General features: G+C 65.4%; 15 protein-coding genes and 1 riboswitch. Of the genes, 3 read left to right on the top strand and 12 right to left on the bottom strand.

Going from position 1 to position 17,204, the window contains the following annotated elements; genetic code table 11:
• Nucleotides 1–50 precede the first annotated feature (50 nt).
• From parC to KH389_RS02305, 8 genes are all read right to left on the bottom strand, one after another.
• On the bottom strand, nt 51–2,315 hold the full coding sequence (gene parC, locus KH389_RS02340; protein WP_043863555.1) for a DNA topoisomerase IV subunit A: 2,265 nt from the start codon (nt 2,313–2,315) through the stop codon (nt 51–53).
• A 10-nt stretch (nt 2,316–2,325) separates the two neighbouring features.
• Nucleotides 2,326–2,844, bottom strand: a complete 519-nt coding sequence (locus tag KH389_RS02335) for a retropepsin-like aspartic protease family protein (protein ID WP_213606811.1) — start codon at nt 2,842–2,844, stop codon at nt 2,326–2,328.
• Nucleotides 2,841–3,827 carry an esterase-like activity of phytase family protein gene (locus tag KH389_RS02330; protein ID WP_213606809.1) on the bottom strand — a complete coding sequence of 329 codons (987 nt, stop codon included), beginning with the start codon at nt 3,825–3,827 and terminating at the stop codon, nt 2,841–2,843. Before KH389_RS02330 ends, KH389_RS02335 begins: the two co-directional genes overlap by 4 nt.
• Nucleotides 3,824–5,728 carry a DNA topoisomerase IV subunit B gene (parE, locus tag KH389_RS02325; protein ID WP_043863558.1) on the bottom strand — a complete coding sequence of 635 codons (1,905 nt, stop codon included), beginning with the start codon at nt 5,726–5,728 and terminating at the stop codon, nt 3,824–3,826. The genes KH389_RS02330 and parE overlap by 4 nt, the downstream gene beginning before the upstream one ends.
• A gap of 36 nt (nt 5,729–5,764) precedes the next feature.
• Complete coding sequence (locus tag KH389_RS02320; protein WP_043863559.1) at nt 5,765–6,373, bottom strand: YqiA/YcfP family alpha/beta fold hydrolase; 609 nt, start codon at nt 6,371–6,373, stop codon at nt 5,765–5,767.
• Between the two features lie 147 nt (nt 6,374–6,520).
• On the bottom strand, nt 6,521–7,336 hold the full coding sequence (cpdA, locus tag KH389_RS02315) for a 3',5'-cyclic-AMP phosphodiesterase (protein ID WP_043863560.1): 816 nt from the start codon (nt 7,334–7,336) through the stop codon (nt 6,521–6,523).
• An 85-nt stretch (nt 7,337–7,421) separates the two neighbouring features.
• A complete protein-coding gene (locus KH389_RS02310; protein ID WP_043863561.1) occupies nt 7,422–7,874 on the bottom strand; it encodes a DUF1249 domain-containing protein in 453 nt (150 codons plus the stop codon).
• Nucleotides 7,865–8,482, bottom strand: a complete 618-nt coding sequence (locus KH389_RS02305; protein WP_043863562.1) for an NUDIX domain-containing protein — start codon at nt 8,480–8,482, stop codon at nt 7,865–7,867. The genes KH389_RS02310 and KH389_RS02305 overlap by 10 nt, the downstream gene beginning before the upstream one ends.
• Before the next feature lie 182 nt (nt 8,483–8,664).
• On the opposite strand from KH389_RS02305, the gene KH389_RS02300 reads away from it, so the two are divergent.
• On the top strand, nt 8,665–9,411 hold the full coding sequence (locus KH389_RS02300; RefSeq protein WP_043863563.1) for an RsiV family protein: 747 nt from the start codon (nt 8,665–8,667) through the stop codon (nt 9,409–9,411).
• Here the strand turns inward: KH389_RS02300 and cytX are convergent.
• Both cytX and thiC read right to left on the bottom strand, forming a co-directional pair.
• Nucleotides 9,380–10,669, bottom strand: coding sequence for a putative hydroxymethylpyrimidine transporter CytX (gene cytX / locus KH389_RS02295; RefSeq protein WP_420831951.1), 1,290 nt, complete (start codon nt 10,667–10,669; stop codon nt 9,380–9,382). The genes KH389_RS02300 and cytX overlap by 32 nt on opposite strands.
• A gap of 112 nt (nt 10,670–10,781) precedes the next feature.
• Nucleotides 10,782–12,662 carry a phosphomethylpyrimidine synthase ThiC gene (gene thiC / locus KH389_RS02290; protein ID WP_054915742.1) on the bottom strand — a complete coding sequence of 627 codons (1,881 nt, stop codon included), beginning with the start codon at nt 12,660–12,662 and terminating at the stop codon, nt 10,782–10,784.
• A 146-nt stretch (nt 12,663–12,808) separates the two neighbouring features.
• A riboswitch (TPP riboswitch) is annotated at nt 12,809–12,914 on the bottom strand.
• A gap of 142 nt (nt 12,915–13,056) precedes the next feature.
• Between thiC and KH389_RS02285 the strand changes: the two genes are divergently transcribed.
• Nucleotides 13,057–14,487, top strand: a complete 1,431-nt coding sequence (locus tag KH389_RS02285) for a TolC family outer membrane protein (protein WP_043863566.1) — start codon at nt 13,057–13,059, stop codon at nt 14,485–14,487.
• Between the two features lie 78 nt (nt 14,488–14,565).
• On the opposite strand, the gene waaA is transcribed toward KH389_RS02285, so the two are convergent.
• On the bottom strand, nt 14,566–15,840 hold the full coding sequence (gene waaA / locus KH389_RS02280) for a lipid IV(A) 3-deoxy-D-manno-octulosonic acid transferase (RefSeq protein WP_100632907.1): 1,275 nt from the start codon (nt 15,838–15,840) through the stop codon (nt 14,566–14,568).
• Between the two features lie 14 nt (nt 15,841–15,854).
• On the bottom strand, nt 15,855–16,745 hold the full coding sequence (locus KH389_RS02275; protein WP_043863568.1) for a LysR family transcriptional regulator: 891 nt from the start codon (nt 16,743–16,745) through the stop codon (nt 15,855–15,857).
• Between the two features lie 85 nt (nt 16,746–16,830).
• Here KH389_RS02275 and KH389_RS02270 point away from each other — a divergent pair, with 85 nt between their 5' ends.
• Nucleotides 16,831–17,163, top strand: coding sequence for a DMT family transporter (locus KH389_RS02270; protein ID WP_043863569.1), 333 nt, complete (start codon nt 16,831–16,833; stop codon nt 17,161–17,163).
• Nucleotides 17,164–17,204 lie beyond the last annotated feature (41 nt).

Here is a 17,204-nt window from a genome sequence, read left to right as displayed (position 1 = left end):
TTTAAGCCGCAAACGGTCACTAAAATACCCGTTTGCGGCCACCAGGTCGCTTATTCGACGTTTTCCACCAGCAGCGCATCGACCCGCTGGAAGCCGCGCGGCAGCTTGTTGCCACGCCGCCCACGCTCGCCCTTGTAGTGCTCCAGATCATCGCCCTTGAGCGACAGGGTACGCTTGCCGGCCTGCAATACAAGGGTCGAACCTTCGGGAATCACTGCCAGGTCGGTGACAAATTCTTCACGACTGGCCACGCGATCGCCCGGAATGCCGATGATCTTGTTGCCCTTGCCCTTGCCCAGCTGTGGCAGGTCACTGATCTTGAACACCAGCAGGCGCCCTTCGGTGGTCACCGCCGCCAGCCAGTCCTGCTCGCGGTTGCCCACCGGGCGCGGCAGGATCACCTTGGCGTTGTTCGGCAGGCTCAACAGGGCCTTGCCGGCCTTGTTCTTGGCCTGCAGGTCTTCGCCCTTGACCACGAAGCCGTAGCCGGCATCGGAGGCAATCACGTACAAGCCGTCATCCTCGGGCATCAGCACGCACTCGAACGAAGCACCGGGCGGCGGGGTCAGGCGACCGGTCAGCGGTTCACCCTGGCCCCGTGCCGACGGCAGCGTATGCGCCGGCACCGAGTAGCTGCGGCCGGTGGAGTCGATGAACACCGCATACTGGTTCGAGCGCCCCGCGGCTGCGGTCTTGAAGCCGTCGCCGGCCTTGTACGAGAGCCCGGTGGCATCGATGTCGTGGCCCTTGGCCGAACGTACCCAGCCCTTCTCGGACAGCACCACCGTGACCTTTTCGTTGGGCAGCAGGTCGTGCTCGGTCATCGCACGGGCTTCGGCGCGCTCGACGATCGGCGAGCGACGGTCGTCGCCATAGGTTTCGGCGTCCTGCAGCAGTTCGGTGCGCACCAGTTTCTTGAGCTTGGCTTCGCTGCCCAGCAGCGCCAGCAGCCTGGCCTGTTCCTTGAGCAGTTCGTCCTGCTCGTTGCGCAGCTTCATCTCTTCCAGACGGGCCAACTGGCGCAGGCGCGTGTCGAGGATGTAGTCGGCCTGGATCTCGCTCAATGCAAAGCGCTCGATCAACCTGGCCCGCGGGTGCTCCTCGGTACGGATGATGTGGATCACTTCATCCAGGTTGAGGTAGGCGATCAGCAAGCCGTCCAACAGGTGCAGGCGACGCTCCACCTTGTCCAGGCGGAACTGCAGGCGACGGCGCACGGTCTGCACGCGGAACTGCAGCCACTCGACCAGCAGCGTGCGCAGGTTCTTCAACTGCGGCTTGCCGTCCAGGCCGATGATGTTGATGTTGACCCGGTAGCTGGACTCAAGGTCGGTACTGGCGAACAGGTGCTGCATCAGCGCTTCGTGGTCGACGCGGCTGTGCACCGGGATGATCACGATGCGGCACGGGTTCTCGTGGTCCGATTCGTCACGCAGGTCGGCCACCTGCGGCGCCTTGGACGGCTTGGCCTGCATCATCGCGGCGATCTGTTCCAGCACCTTGGCGCCCGACACCTGGTGCGGCAGCGCGGTGACCACGATGTCGCCGTCCTCGATGTGGTACACGGCGCGCATGCGCACCGAGCCACGGCCGGTTTCGTAGATTTTCAGCAGGTCGGCGCGCGGGGTGATGATCTCTGCTTCGGTCGGGTAGTCCGGGCCCTGGATGTGCTCGCACAGCTGTTCGACCGTGGCCTTGGGCTCGTCGAGCAGGCGCACGCAGGCGGTGGCCACTTCGCGCAGGTTGTGCGGCGGCACGTCGGTGGCCATGCCCACGGCGATACCGGTGGTGCCATTGAGCAGGATGTTCGGCAAACGTGCCGGCAACACCAGGGGCTCGTCGAGGGTACCGTCGAAGTTCGGGCCCCAGTCCGCAGTGCCCTGCCCCAGCTCGCTGAGCAGCACCTCGGAATAGCGCGACAGGCGCGCTTCGGTGTAGCGCATGGCCGCGAAGGATTTGGGATCGTCCGGCGCACCCCAGTTGCCCTGGCCGTCGACCAGGGTGTAGCGATAGCTGAAGGGCTGCGCCATCAGCACCATGGCTTCATAGCAGGCCGAATCGCCATGCGGGTGGAACTTGCCGAGCACGTCACCGACGGTACGCGCCGATTTCTTGTGCTTGGAATCGGCGTCCAGGCCCAGTTCGCTCATGGCGTAGACGATGCGTCGCTGCACCGGCTTCAAACCGTCGCCGATATGCGGCAGCGCACGGTCCATGATCACGTACATGGAGTAGTTGAGGTAGGCCTGTTCGGTGAAGTCAGCCAGTGACCGGCGCTCTACGCCATCGAGGCTGAGATCAAGGGAGTCGCTCATGCGGGCCTCATCATTTCAAGGTCTGGCGCAGCAGCAAGGTGCCGCCGCGCTGGGTAAATTCGAGTTGTTTCAGGGCACTCATGCCCAGCAGTACCTGCTCGCCGTCCAGCCCCGGCACCACCAGGGCGCGTACGTCGCGCAGCAGAATATCGCCCAGTTGCAGGCTGTCGAGGCGGGTGCGATAGCCCTCGGTACGACCATTGGCGGTACTCAGGGTCACGGGCGCACCACGCTCCAGGCTGAACTGCCGGGCCAGGCTCTCGGGGATCGCCACGTCGGTGGCGCCAGTATCCAGCAGAAAATGCACGGTCTGGCCGTTGATCAGACCGTCGGCCACAAAATGCCCCTGGCCATTGCCCAGCAGCCGCACCTCGACATAGCCATCGCCGTGCTGCGAGCTGATCTGGCTGTTGGGGTTAGCCTGGCGCTGTTCCCAGTCGCCGAAAAAGCGCGTGGCCAGGAACAGGCCGGCCGCCCACGCCAGCACCAGCATCACCCGGCCGGCACGCTTGCCCGGTGCCTGGCTCACGGTTTGGCGCTCCAGCCGCCATGGGGCGCTGCAAAGCGCCACACGATCGGGCGGTTTTCACCATCGGCGCGGCGACCGCCGTTGTTGTCCAGGCCTATCCAGGCGCCTTTGGCATCGATCACCAGGGCCTCGGCCAGGCCGAACGGCTGCGAGTACTGCCGCGATTCGATCAGGGCATCGGCAGCGAACGACCAGCAGCGCTCCACGCTTCCAGTGTCGGCATCACGCCGGCAGATACGGTAGGCGTTGCGCTCCAGGGTGAACAGCTTGCCTTCGAACAGCGCCAGGTCGGCAAAATCCCGGGGCCTCTCGCGGGCGTTGGGCATCTGCGCAGGCTGCATCTCGGTGCCGGCCTCGCTGAGCAGCACGCAGCCATCACCGCAGTGCCAGGTGGTCTGCTGGCGATTGATCGAAATCAGCCCGCGGCGCTCGCGCTCGGCGGCCAGCCACAGGCGATCGCCGGCCGGGTTCACGGCGATGCCTTCGAACAATGCATTGAAGTGCAGCAGCATGCCGCTGGCGCGCGCCTGGCGGACCATGCTCGGGTCGATCTTCAGCCAGCTGGGGTCGCCTGCGACTGGTACCTTGAGCACCGCCACATGGGTTTCGCTGACCAGGTAGTGATTGCCTGCGGCATCGCAACTGATGCCTTCGAAATCCAGCTCGCCGCCGCGCACGTAGGACATTGCCCAGTTGCTCGAGCGCAGGCCCCAGGGCAGGCCGCTGTCCGGCACCGGCGGCACCTCCAGGCGAATACCTTCGGCCTGCCACACCGTCTGGGTGGTGTCCAGGCGGTACAGCAGGTCGTCGTCGCGGTCCGAGACGGTCCAGAGCTCACCGTTGCACAGGGCCAGCCCCGACAGGTTGCCGCCACGCATGCCCTCTACCGGATGCTCGCTCTGCATCGCCAGCTCCGGCCAGGTTTCGGCCAGCGCCGGCACGCCCAGCAGTGACAACAGCGCTGCCAGGCACCGAGCGATCAAGCCAGTACCTCGGCCAGGTTGCCTTTGGACTCCAGCCAGCTCTTGCGGTCGCCCGCACGTTTCTTGGCCAGCAGCATGTCCATGATCTCGCGGGTGCCTTCGAGGTCTTCCAGGGTCAACTGCACCAGGCGCCGGGTGTTCGGGTCCATGGTGGTTTCACGCAGCTGCGGCGGGTTCATCTCGCCCAGGCCCTTGAATCGGGTGACCTGCGGCTTGCCGCGCTTCTTCTCGGCCACCAGGCGGTCGAGGATGCCGTCGCGTTCGGCCTCGTCCAGGGCGTAGTAGATCTCCTTGCCCAGGTCGATGCGGTACAGCGGCGGCATCGCCACGTACACGTGGCCGGCCTCCACCAGCGGGCGGAAGTGCTGCACGAACAGGGCGCAGAGCAAGGTGGCGATGTGCAGGCCGTCGGAGTCGGCGTCGGCCAGGATGCAGATCTTGCCGTAGCGCAGCTGGCTCATGTCGGTGGCACCGGGGTCGACGCCGATGGCCACCGCGATGTTGTGCACTTCCTGACTGGCCAGCACTTCGCCGCCGTCGACTTCCCAGGTGTTGAGGATCTTGCCGCGCAGCGGCAGGATGGCCTGGAACTCCTTGTCGCGCGCCTGCTTGGCCGAACCACCGGCCGAGTCACCCTCGACCAGGAACAGCTCGGCGCGCATCGGGTCCTGCCCGGCGCAGTCGGCCAGCTTGCCCGGCAGTGCCGGGCCCTGGGTCACGCGCTTGCGCTCGACCTTCTTGCTGGCCTTGAGCCGGCGCCCGGCGTTGTTGATCGCCAGTTCCGCCAGTTGCATGCCCACTTCGGGGTGGGCATTGAGCCACAGGCTGAAGGCATCCTTGACCACGCCGGAAACGAATGCGGCGGCCTCGCGAGACGACAGGCGCTCCTTGGTCTGGCCGGAGAACTGCGGCTCCTGCATCTTCATCGAGAGCACGAAGCTGATGCGCTCCCACACGTCCTCGGGGGCCAGCTTGACCCCGCGCGGCAGCAGGTTGCGGAACTCGCAGAACTCGCGCATGGCATCGAGCAGGCCCTGGCGCAGGCCGTTGACGTGGGTGCCGCCCTGGGCGGTGGGGATCAGGTTGACGTAGCTTTCCTGCACGCTGTCGCCGCCTTCGGGCAGCCACAGCAAGGCCCAGTCCACGGCCTCCTTGTTGCCCGCCAGGCTGCCGCAGAACGGCGCGTCGGGCAGGCGCAGGAACTCGCTTACCGAGTCTTCGAGGTACGAGCGCAGGCCGTCCTCGTAATGCCACTCGACCTTCTCGCCGGTGCCTTTGTCCTCGAAGCTGACCAGCAGCCCCGGGCACAGTACAGCCTTGGCCTTGAGCACATGCTTGAGGCGGCTGATGGAAAACTTGGGCGAGTCGAAATACTTGGGATCGGGCGCGAAGTACACGCTGGTACCGGTGTTGCGCTTGCCGACGGTACCGATCACTTCGAGCTCGGTGGCCTTGAAGCCGTCGGCGAAGGTCATCTGGTACTCGTTGCCGTCGCGCTTGACCCGTACCCGTACCTGGTTGGACAGGGCGTTGACCACCGAAATGCCCACCCCGTGCAGGCCGCCGGAGAACTGGTAGTTCTTGTTGGAAAACTTGCCGCCGGCGTGCAGCTTGGTGAGGATCAGCTCGACGCCCGACACGCCCTCTTCGGGGTGGATGTCCACGGGCATGCCGCGACCGTCGTCGGACACTTCCAGCGAATGGTCTGCATGCAGGATGACCTGCACGGTGCGAGCGTGGCCGGCCAGCGCTTCGTCGACGCTGTTGTCGATGACTTCCTGGGCCAGGTGATTGGGCCGGCTGGTGTCGGTGTACATGCCCGGGCGCTTGCGCACCGGGTCAAGGCCGGAGAGGACTTCGATGGCGTCTGCGTTATAGGCGCTAGCGCTGGGATTGGCCATGGGTTCTCGTCGTCAGTCGTAGGTGAAAATAATCAGTCAAAGTACAGAAAAATCGAATGCCTGGTACACCTGCGGTGCAATGCCGGCAAAGCTCAGCATGGCCGGCAGGTGCTGCGCGAAGCCCTGGAAGCTGTGGTCGCCACCGGCCTCGATGCGTAGCGCACAGGCCCGATAGAAGGCCTGGGCACGGCGGTAGTCCAGGGTTTCATCGCCCGTCTGCAGCCATACCTGAAAGCGCTCGGGGTCGCTCGGTGCGGGCACTTCCAGCTCGGCCAGGGCCTGCACGTGGTCCAGTGTCAGCTCCCAGGTTTCCCCGGTGTAGAAATTCTGCTGCGGGCCCAGGTAGCCGTCGAACAGCTGGTGCGGATTGACGGCCGGGTTGATCAGCAGGGCCTTGAGCCCGTGGCGCTGGGCCAGGTGGGTGGCATAGTAGCCCCCGAGCGAGCTGCCGACCAGCAATGGCGAACCCAGCTCGGCGATGGCACGTTCAAGCTGCGCCACGGCCTGGCGCGGATGGTTGTCCAGCAGGGGCACGCGCAGCTGCCCGGCCAGCCCCAGCTGCTGCATCACACTGCTCAGCTGGCTGGCCTTGGTCGAACTGGGCGCACTGTTGAACCCGTGGATATAAAGAATCGAACCCGACATGATCGCCCCCGATGCCCATGCAACGCCCGTCGCAACGAGCACAAAAGACGCGCAGTTTAGCCTGTTCGAGAAGCCTTGAGCGGCAACTTTCAAACATCAGGTTACAACCGGGCGGTGATATTCGCGTTCACTTGCAGCTTGCAGCGCTCAGTACCCACTGCTGCCGTAATCGACGGTGAAGGCAAAGTCGGTCACGCGCGAGACCCCGGTCTCGAGCCTGCCGTCGTCATGCAGGCGCAGCCAGCGATACCCCGGGGCCTGGTCGCCCACCTTGAAGTCTTCACTGCCCGGCTCGAACTGAATGCAGGTGGACGGCGAGGCGAGCAGACGCACACCGTCACGCAGCTGGTCCCACTCCTGGTGGATATGCCCCCAGAGCAGCGCGCGCACCTGTGGATAACCCTTGAGCAGGTCGAACAGCGCATCGGCGTTGCGCAGCCCGATGGGCGCCATCCAGGCGCAATCGATGGAAACCGGCTGGTGATGGAAGCAGATCAGGCAATGGCGCTGCGGTGCGGCCTCCAGGGCCTGCCTGAGCAGTTGCAGCTGATCGTCTGCCAGCAGCCCCGGCACCGAGCCGCACACGGCCGAGTTGAGCATGATCACCCGCCAGGCGCCGGCATCCACCACCGGCTCGAGCAGCGAACTGCCGCGTGCCACCTGGGCCATGGGGAACGGCTCGTCGTGATTGCCGGCCAGCCAGCGGGCCGGGGCCGGGATCCTGCCGCTGAGGGCCAGAAACTGCAGATAGGATTCGACGCTGCCATCCTGCGACAGGTCGCCGGTGGCCAGCACCAGGTCGACCACCGGCTGTTCGTCGAGTACCCGCTCGACCACCCGGCGCAGGCTGTCGCGGGTGTTCATGCCCAGCAGCGTGCCTTCGGCTTCGGCGAACAGATGACTGTCGGAGAGCTGCACCAGCAGCACCGAGGCGTCACGGGAAGGGATGATCGAGTGCGGCAAGGCCGTCTCCTTGGGCGGATTCTGCACGATTATGGTGGGAATGCAGGCAACGGCAAACCCCGCGCCCACGACACCGGTCACATTTTCAGCGAACCGCTTCCAGTTCGTGGCCGCAGGCCAGGCAATGGCTCAGCCACTCGCCCAGGAACAGGTTGAGCTGGGCCTTTTCGTCCGGCTGGTGCATGGCCGCATTGGGGTATGGGTAGACACTGCGAAAGCGCCGCGCATGCTCGGCACTGACCACCTCGGCCATGCGCGCGTCGTGGTACACCTGCACCTCCAGCTGCGGCACCGGCAGCCACGGCAGGCTGTGCTCCTGGCGCACGCGCAGGGTGGTGGTGTAAGGGCAGGCCAGCACCACGTCGAGCACCAGCACGCCGAGCATCTGGTCACCCTGGGTCATGCCGATGCGGCGCGAGCTCTGGGTGGTGCGCATGTCGGGCAACAGTCGCATCAGGCGCGCATAGTTGGCCTCGCAGGCAGCCTGCAAGCCGACCAGATCGACCCGGTAGCGCTCGCGCAACAGATTCACGACCACAGCCCCCTGACTTCGTCACGGTTCAACGCCAGCCATTGCAGGGCGATGATGCTCGCGGCATTGGCAATGCGCCCATCGCGCACGGCCTGCAACGCATCCTCGAACGCCCAGGCCTTCACGCGAATGTCTTCGCCCTCTTCTTCCAGCCCGTGCAGGCCGCCCGCGCCGTCGCTGTGGCAACGCCCCAGGTACAGGTGCACGAATTCATCGCTGCCGCCGGGCGACGGAAAGTACTTGGTCATCGGCCACAGCGCACTGAATGTCAGCCCAGCTTCCTCCTGCGCCTCGCGGTGCGCAACCTCCTCGGGCTGTTCGTCCTTGTCGATCAGACCGGCGACCAGTTCCACCAGCCAGGGGTTGTCGACCTTGCCCATGGCGCCGACACGAAACTGCTCGATCAGCACCACTTCGTCACGCTGCGGATCATAGGGCAGCACGCACACTGCGTCGTGGCGCACGAACAGCTCACGGCTGATCTCGCGGCCCATGCCGCCGGCAAACAGCTCGTGGCGCAGGTGCAGCCGGTCGAGCCGGTAAAAGCCCTTGAAGCAGTTTTCGCGCCGCACGATCTGTACGTCGGTCGGCATGGCCTTTGGCTTGTCTGTCATGGATACCTCGTTACCCCATTACCACGTCGCGCCATCCTAACCTGCACACTGCGCGGTTTCACCCCTTTAAAACAATCGTGCGGGCTGCGAGGATAGGCGCAGCCTTTCTTGTCAGCTTAGTGGCGAACCGACGGCATTGCCGACGGTCCAAGCCCGATTACCGTTGCACTACAAGGATCATCATGTCACTTGCGAAATTAGCCTGCGTGACCGCCCTGGCCTTGACCCTGGGCGCCTGCCAGAGCCTGTTCCAGCCCAACATGCGCGTGCCGCTCGAGGTCAAGCGCGACAGGTGGGAGCACATCAAGCCGGGCTGCACCGCAGCCGACTGCCCGCTGGTGAACATCGACACGGTGCACTTCCCCACCAACCCCAAGCTCGATGCGATCGTCGAGCGCAGCCTGCTCAAGCTCACCAGCGATGGCGAGGGCGCACCGTTGCCGGCCTCGCTCAAGTCCTACGAGGACAGCTACCTGCAATCGGCCCAGAGCCGCAACAGCAGCTACCTGCAGGCCAAGGTACGCGAGCAGCATGACGGCTTGGTGATCATCGAGTTGTCCAGCTACCTGGACACCGGCGGCGCGCACGGCATGCCGGGGCGCGGCTTCATCAACTATTCGCGCCAGCAGGACAAGGTGCTGACCCTGCAGGACATGCTGGTGCCGGGCCAGGAGGCAACCTTCTGGAAGACCGTCGAAGAGGCCCACAAGGGCTGGCTGATCAGCACCGGCATGGACAAGGACGCCGAGTTCGTGAAGAACTGGCCGTTCCAGAAGTCACCGCACGTCGCCCTGACCTACGGCGCGGTGGTGGTGAAGTACGAGGTGTATGCCATCGCCCCGTACTCCATGGGCCACATCGAGCTCAAGATTCCCTACCCGCGCCTGAACGGCGTGATCAGGCCCGAGCTGTTTCCCGGCCGCGGTTGAAGCCCAGCAACAGATGCAGCGCCCCTGCCAGCAGCAAGGCTGGCAGGGTGGCGCCAACGTCTGCGGCGTAATGCGCCAGCACATGGTAGGTCGCCACGCCACAGGCCCACGCCACCAGCGCCCCGTAGTGCAGGCCGTCGACCACACCCGGCAGGCGACGCCGGCGCAGCACGTAGTGGTCGCTCAGCACCACACCGAACAGCGGCGCGAACACCGAGCCGATCAGCAGCAGGAAGTTCTCGTACTGGCCCAGCGGCGCGAAGCAGGCGATCAGGGTGCACACCACGCCGATCACCAGTGCCAGGTGCTCGACCTTCACGCCTGACAGCAGGCTGCTGGACACCGCCGCCGAGTGGATGTCGGCAAAGGCCTTTTCCGACTCGTCGAGCAGCACCAGCAACAGCGGGATGCCAAAGCCTGCGCCGGCCAGCGCCAGCAGCAGGGTGCTGGCTTCGCCATCGGTGGCGAAGGCCAGGATGTAGGCCACCCCCAGGCTCATCATCCACAGGTTGCCGATGAAGTAGCCCAGTGCGGTACCCACGAACACCTGTCCCGAATGCCTGCCGAAGCGCGAGTAGTCAGCAATCAGCGGCAGCCACGACAGCGGCATGGCGATGGCGATGTCAAAGCCCACCCCCAGCGACATCGAGCCGTCCCCGGCGCGCGCCCACAGGGCAGCCAGGTCGGCCTTGGCGAACAGGTTCCAGGTCAGCCACAGGCAGGCGCCCAGCAACAGCCAGATGCCCCATTTGCGCAAAATGCGGCGCACGAAGGTCAGCGGGCCAGCCACCGCCAGCGCGGTGGCCAGGGCGCCGAAGCACAGTGCCCACAGCAGCGGGCTGACCCACAGGCTGTCGGCGCCGAAGGCCCGCGCACCCAGCAGGCTGGCGGCGTCGCGCATCACGATGATTTCGAACGCGCCCCAGCCAACCAGTTGCAGCAGGTTGAGAATGGCCGGCAGCGCCACGCCGTGGCGGCCCAGGCTCAGGCGCAGGGTGCCCATGGCCGACAGGCCGGTGTCGCTGCCGATGACGCCGGCGGCGGCCAGCAGCAGAACGCCGACCAGCGTGCCGAGGGTGATAGCCAGCAACGCGCCGGGCAGGCCCAGACCGGGGCCGAGCAAGGCGCCGGTCTGCAGCACCATCAGGCCGATGCCGAGGGAGAACCACAGGGAGAACAGGTCCCGCGCGCCGAAGACGCGCTGGCTGTCGGGAATGGGGGAATCGGGGGAGTAGTGGCTGGGTGTGCTCACGATCATGGCTCGGCAGGAGAGTGGGGGTTGGATTGCAGGACGCTTTCGCCGGCAAGGCCGGCTCCTACAGGGATTCGTCTCGCCTGTAGGAGCCGGCCTTGCCGGCGAAGGGATCGCCTCAGACCTTCTGGTACAACTGGCTGCCTTCCTGGCGGAACCGCTCGGCCTGCTCGCGCATGCCCTCTTCTACCGCCACCTCGACCGGCTGGTTGGCGGCGTATTCACGCACTTCCTGGGTGATCTTCATCGAGCAGAACTTCGGCCCGCACATCGAGCAGAAGTGCGCGACCTTGGCCGAATCCTTGGGCAGGGTCTCGTCGTGGAACGAGCGTGCGGTGTCCGGGTCCAGGCCCAGGTTGAACTGGTCTTCCCAGCGGAACTCGAACCGCGCCTTGCTCAAGGCGTTGTCGCGGATCTGCGCGCCCGGGTGCCCCTTGGCCAGGTCCGCCGCGTGCGCGGCGATCTTGTAGGTGATGATGCCGGTCTTGACGTCGTCCTTGTTCGGCAGCCCCAGGTGCTCCTTGGGCGTCACGTAGCAGAGCATCGCGCAACCGAACCAGCCGATCATCGCCGCACCGATGCCCGAGGTGATGTGGTCGTACCCCGGCGCGATGTCGGTGGTCAGCGGGCCCAGGGTGTAGAACGGCGCCTCGTCGCAGCACTCGAGCTGCTTGTCCATGTTCTCCTTGATCAACTGCATCGGCACGTGGCCGGGGCCTTCGATCATGCACTGCACGTCATGCTTCCAGGCGATCTTGGTCAGCTCGCCCAGGGTCTCCAGCTCGCCGAACTGCGCCGCATCGTTGGCGTCGGCGATCGAGCCCGGACGCAGGCCGTCGCCCAGCGAGAAGCTGACGTCGTAGGCCTTCATGATTTCGCAGATTTCGTCGAAATGGGTGTAGAGGAAGTTTTCCTTGTGATGCGCCAGGCACCACTTGGCCATGATCGAGCCGCCGCGGCTGACGATGCCGGTCACGCGCTTGGCGGTCAGCGGCACGTAGCGCAGCAGCACGCCGGCATGGATGGTGAAGTAGTCCACGCCCTGCTCCGCCTGTTCGATCAGGGTGTCGCGAAACAGCTCCCAGGTCAGGTCCTCGGCCACGCCGTTGACCTTCTCCAGTGCCTGGTAGATCGGCACCGTACCGATCGGCACTGGCGAGTTGCGGATGATCCACTCGCGGGTTTCATGGATGTGCTTGCCGGTGGACAGGTCCATTACCGTGTCCGAGCCCCAGCGGATGCCCCAGGTCAGCTTGGCCACTTCTTCCTCGATGGAGGAGCCCAGCGCGCTGTTGCCGATGTTGCCGTTGACCTTCACCAGGAAATTGCGGCCGATGATCATCGGCTCCAGCTCCACATGGTTGATGTTGGCCGGAATGATCGCGCGGCCGCGAGCGACTTCTTCGCGTACGAATTCGGCGGTGATCTCCTTGGGGATGCTTGCGCCGAAGCTGTGCCCGGCGTGCTGCTGGTCGAGCAGGCCGGCGGCGCGGGCCTCCTGCAGCTTCATGTTCTCGCGGATGGCCACGTACTCCATCTCGGCGGTGATGATGCCCTGGCGCGCGTAGTGCATCTGGCTGACGTTGGCGCCGGCCTTGGCCCGGCGCGGGTTGCGCACGTGGGCAAAGCGCAGCTTGGTCAGTTCCACGTCGTTCAGGCGCATCTGGCCGAAACTGGAGGACAGCCCGGCCAGGCGCTCGGTGTCGCCGCGCGCGTCGATCCAGGCCGAGCGCACATCGCCCAGGCCCTTGCGCACGTCGATCTGCACGGTGGGGTCGGTGTAGGGGCCGGAGGTGTCGTACACCAGCACCGGCGCGTTGGCTTCGCCGCCGAAATCGGTGGGGGTGTCGTCCAGGCTGATTTCGCGCATCGGCACCTGGATATCGGGGCGCGAGCCCTGCACGTAGATCTTGCGCGAACGGGTGAACGGCTGCACGGACTGCTCGTCGACCTTGGCCGATTCACTCAGGTGCGCGGGGTATTTTTGTTTTTGGCTCATCACAGGCTCTCCAGACGGGTTGGCAGTCGGAGTGAACCTGAAAGGCACGGGCGCACCAGGGCTGGTGCTGTGCCGAAAACGGAAGATGCCACAACAGCCAAAAAGCTGAAATGACAATCCCGCAGCCGACACAAGAGGGCTCGCGGGAGACGAGCAATCTTGTTCCCTACGCAGGCGCTAACCTGATCAGGTTCAACGGGATCCGGAATTATCCGATCTCAGCCTCAACGCAAGGCACCCCGACAAGAACGCGCCCAGCATAGACCGGTGCGACGCGAAACGCCAACAGTCCAAGTACAAGCATGATAAAAGGCGCAAATAGCGGATTGTTGCAAAATGCCTGCGCAACTACACTCATCGGTTCAGAAATACTCAACCGTTCAAGGACTGCCCTATGCTGCGCAAACTTTCACTGGCCCTCGCCGTGTCGTGTGCTACCAACGGAATGGCCTGGGCAGCAGAACCGCCCCTGTCGGTACGCACCGATCTGGTCAGCGTGTATCAGGAAGCGGTGAACAACAACGCCGACCTGGCCGCTGCCCGCGCCGACTACGGCGCCCGCAAGGAAGTGGTGCCCCAGGCCCGTGCCGGCCTGCTGCCCAACCTCTCGGCCGGCGCCGAGATGATGAACAGCCGTACGAAGATCGACCACCCCTCGATCACCGCCAACCGCAGCGGCAACTCCTGGCAGGCCACCCTGGCCCAGCCGATCTTCCGCGCCGACCGCTGGTTCCAGTTGCAGGCAGCCGAAGCGGTGAACGAACAGGCGGCGCTGGAGCTGTCGGCCACCGAACAGAACCTGATTCTGCAAAGTGCCGAGAACTACTTCGCCGTGCTGCGCGCCCAGGACACCCTGGCTTCGACCAAGGCCGAAGAAGCAGCGTTCAAGCGCCAGCTCGACCAGAGCAACGAGCGCTTCGATGTAGGCCTGTCGGACAAGACCGACGTGCTGCAGTCCCAGGCCAGCTACGACACCGCACGCGCCAACCGCATCGTCGCGCAGCGCCAGGTGGACGACGCCTTCGAGGCACTGGTGACCCTGACCAACCGCGACTACAACTCGGTGCAGGGCATCGTGCACACCCTGCCGGTGCAGGTACCCACGCCCAATGACGCCAAGGCCTGGGTAGAAACCGCCGCAAAGCAGAACCTGAACCTGCAGGCCACCAACTACGCGGTCAACGCGGCCGAGGAAACCCTGCGCCAGCGCAAGGCCGGGCACGCGCCGACGGTGGACGCGGTGGCGCGCTACCAGAAGGGTGACAACGACAGCCTGGGCTTCAGCAACCCCAACCTGACGGGCCAGAACTACCGCGGCGACGTGGAGCAGACCAGCATCGGCCTGCAGCTGAACATCCCGATCTACAGTGGCGGGCTGACCAGCTCGCAGGTGCGCGAGGCGTACCAGCGCCTGAGCCAGAGCGAACAGCAGCGCGAGAGCCTGCGTCGCCAGGTGGTGGAAAACACCCGCAACCTGCACCGCGCGGTGAACACCGACGTGGAGCAGGTGCAGGCGCGCAAGCAGTCGATCATTTCCAACCAGAGTGCGCTGGAAGCGACCGAAATCGGTTACCAGGTGGGTACGCGCAACATCGTCGACGTGCTGGATGCACAGCGCCAGCTGTACACCTCGGTGCGCGACTACAACAACACCCGGTATGACTACATCCTCGACAACCTGCGCCTGAAGCAGGCCGCCGGGACCTTGAGCCCGCAAGACCTGAATGACCTGGGTCGCTACCTCAAGCCCGACTACAACCCGGACAAGGACTTCCTGCCGCCGGACCTGGCCAAGGCGGCGCAAGCCAATTTCGAAAGGCCCTGAAACAGCTTCGCCGGCAAGGCCGGCTCCTACAGGTGTTGCGCACCCCGTGTAGGAGCCGACCTTGCCGGCGAACAGGCCTCACGCCTTGAGCAGATTCCCCAGCCCATCCAGCAGGCGCTTCAACGCCCCCTGATTGGCCCGCATCACCCCGACCCCCGCCTCGCCCATCTTCAGTGCATCGCTGGGCAGCTCGATCAGGCGCCGCACCTCGGCCGCCAGCCCCTGGGCATCATCCACTTCGCACAACGCCCCCGCCTCGCGCAGCATTGCCGCGATCTCGAGAAAGTTGAACAGATGCGGCCCACTCAGCACTGGCCTGGCCAGTGCAGCCGGCTCCAGCAGATTGTGCCCGCCGTTGGGCACCAGGCTGCCGCCGACGAACGCGATGTCCGCCAGCGCATACAGAAACAGTAGCTCGCCCATGGTATCGCCCAGCAGTACCTGGCAATCCGCCGTCACCGGCGCACCGCCAGAGCGGCGCACCGTGGAAAACTGCGCTGCGCACAACCCATGCACCGCGTTGAAGCGCTCCGGATGGCGCGGTACCAGCATCAGCAGCGCGTCCGAATGGTGCGCCAGCAACTGCCGATGCGCTGCCAGGATCACCTCGTCCTCGCCCTCATGGGTGCTTGCGGCAATCCACACCGGCCGTTGCAGCGCCTGCCACTCTTCACGCAGCGCCCTGGCGCGCACCGGCAGCTGCGCATCGATGGTCAGGTCGAACTTGATCGAGCCGGTCACCTGCACGCACTCGGGCCGCGCACCGAGCTGGCGAAAACGCTCGGCCTCGGTTTCGGTCTGCACCGCGATCAGGCTCATCTCGGCCAGCATCGGCCGGGTCAGCCCGGCAAAACGCGCATAGCCCTTGGCCGAACGCGCCGACAACCGCGCATTGGCCAGCGCCACCGGTATGCCACGTCGGGCGCACTGGTGGATATGGTTGGGCCACAGCTCGGTCTCCATGATCACCGCCAGTTGCGGGCGAGCACGCTCCAGAAACCGCGCCGCCGCCCACGGCAGGTCGTACGGCAGGTAGCAGTGCTGGATGCGTGGCTCGTTTGCGAACAGCGCCTGGATGCGCTCGGAACCGGTGGGCGTCATGCAGGTGATGGTGATCGGCAACTGTGGATAACGTTGCAGCAGGGCACGCACCATCGGCGCGGCGGCGATGCTCTCGCCCACCGACACCGCATGCACCCAGATGCCCCCCGGCTGCAGGGGCGGCAGCTTCAGGCCGAAGCGCTCGGCGATGCGCCGGGCATAGGCCGGCGCCTTGCGCGAGCGCAGGTACAGGCGCAGCGCGACCAGCGGCAGGCCCAGGTGAAACAGCAGGGTATATAGGGTTCTGTTCATGGCGCCGAAGTGTACTAGCCAATGGCGCACAAATGCACTGCGAAGCGCTCGGCCAGCCAGCGCGCGGCCGGCCCCAGCGGCTCGTCGCGGCGCCACGCCAACTCCACCACCAGCGCCGGCGGGCGCCACTCGCTGGCAAGCTCCACCATCTGCTGCTGGTAGGCCGGGTACTGCACCACATGGCGCGGCAGCCAGGCCCAGCCCAGCCCGCGCATGAGCATCTCGGCCATCACGTAGAAGCTGTCGGCGCGCCAGATCTGCGGGCTGATCGGTTCGCCGCCAGGGTAGCCGCTCTGCTGGGGCGTGATCAGCAACTGACGGTGCTGCGCCAGCTGCTGGCGATTGACGCTGGCCAGTTGCGCCAGCGGGTGATGCACCGCGCACACGGTGACCATCTCCACGCTGCCCAGCGCCTGGCGCTCCAGCGCTGCAGGCATGTGCTCGTGGTGAAACATCAGGCCCAGGTCGGCACGGCGCTCCAGCAGCTTGCGCGCCACATCGCCCTGGGCCCCGCTGGCCACCTGGATTTCCAGCAGCGGGTACTGCACGGCCAGCTCGTCGAGGCTGTCGAGCACCGGCTGGAAGGGCATGGCCTCGTCCTGCGCCAGGCGCAGTTGCGCCTCCTGCCCGCGCATCAGCGCCTGCGCCCGGCCGTCCAGGCGCTCGCACTGGCGCAGCAGCTCGCGTGCCTCCTCGAGCAACGCCTGGCCGGCATCGGTCAGGCGCGGCTGACGCCCGCTGCTACGCTCGAACAGCGTGACCCCAAGGTCGGCCTCGAACAACGCGATGGCGTTGCTGACCGCCGACTGGGCCTTGCGCTGCTCACGCGCCACCGCCGAGAACGAGCGCAGTTCGGCGACCCGCACGAAGGTGCGAAGCTGTTCGAGGTTCCATTGACCGTGCATGCCAGCCTATCTCCAGAATAGATAGGTAATGACTTTACCCCATTGCGCCATCCTCTAGAATGCGCGACCAGAACAGAGGACTACCATGAACGCCTATACCTACCTGGCCATCGCCATCTGCGCCGAAGTCATTGCCACCGCCTCGATGAAGGCGGTCAAGGGCCTGAGTACGCCGCTGCCCCTGCTTCTGATGGTGTGCGGCTACATCGTGGCGTTCTGGATGCTGACCCTGGTGGTGCGCAGCATTCCGGTAGGCATTGCCTACGCCATCTGGTCAGGCCTGGGCATCGTGCTGATCAGCATCGCGGCGCTGGTGATCTATGGGCAGAAACTGGATGTGCCGGCCATGCTCGGCATGGCCATGATCGTCGGCGGCGTGGTGGTGATCCAGGTGTTCTCCAAAACCACCGGGCATTGATGAGCGACAGGGTACGAAACCTCACAGGCTGTATACTGCGC

Source organism: Pseudomonas qingdaonensis, assembly GCF_018398475.1.
Taxonomy (GTDB): Bacteria; Pseudomonadota; Gammaproteobacteria; order Pseudomonadales; family Pseudomonadaceae; genus Aquipseudomonas; species Aquipseudomonas palmensis.
The sequence above is the reverse complement of the archived record's forward strand: the minus strand, read 5'-3'. Positions and strand labels throughout refer to the sequence as shown.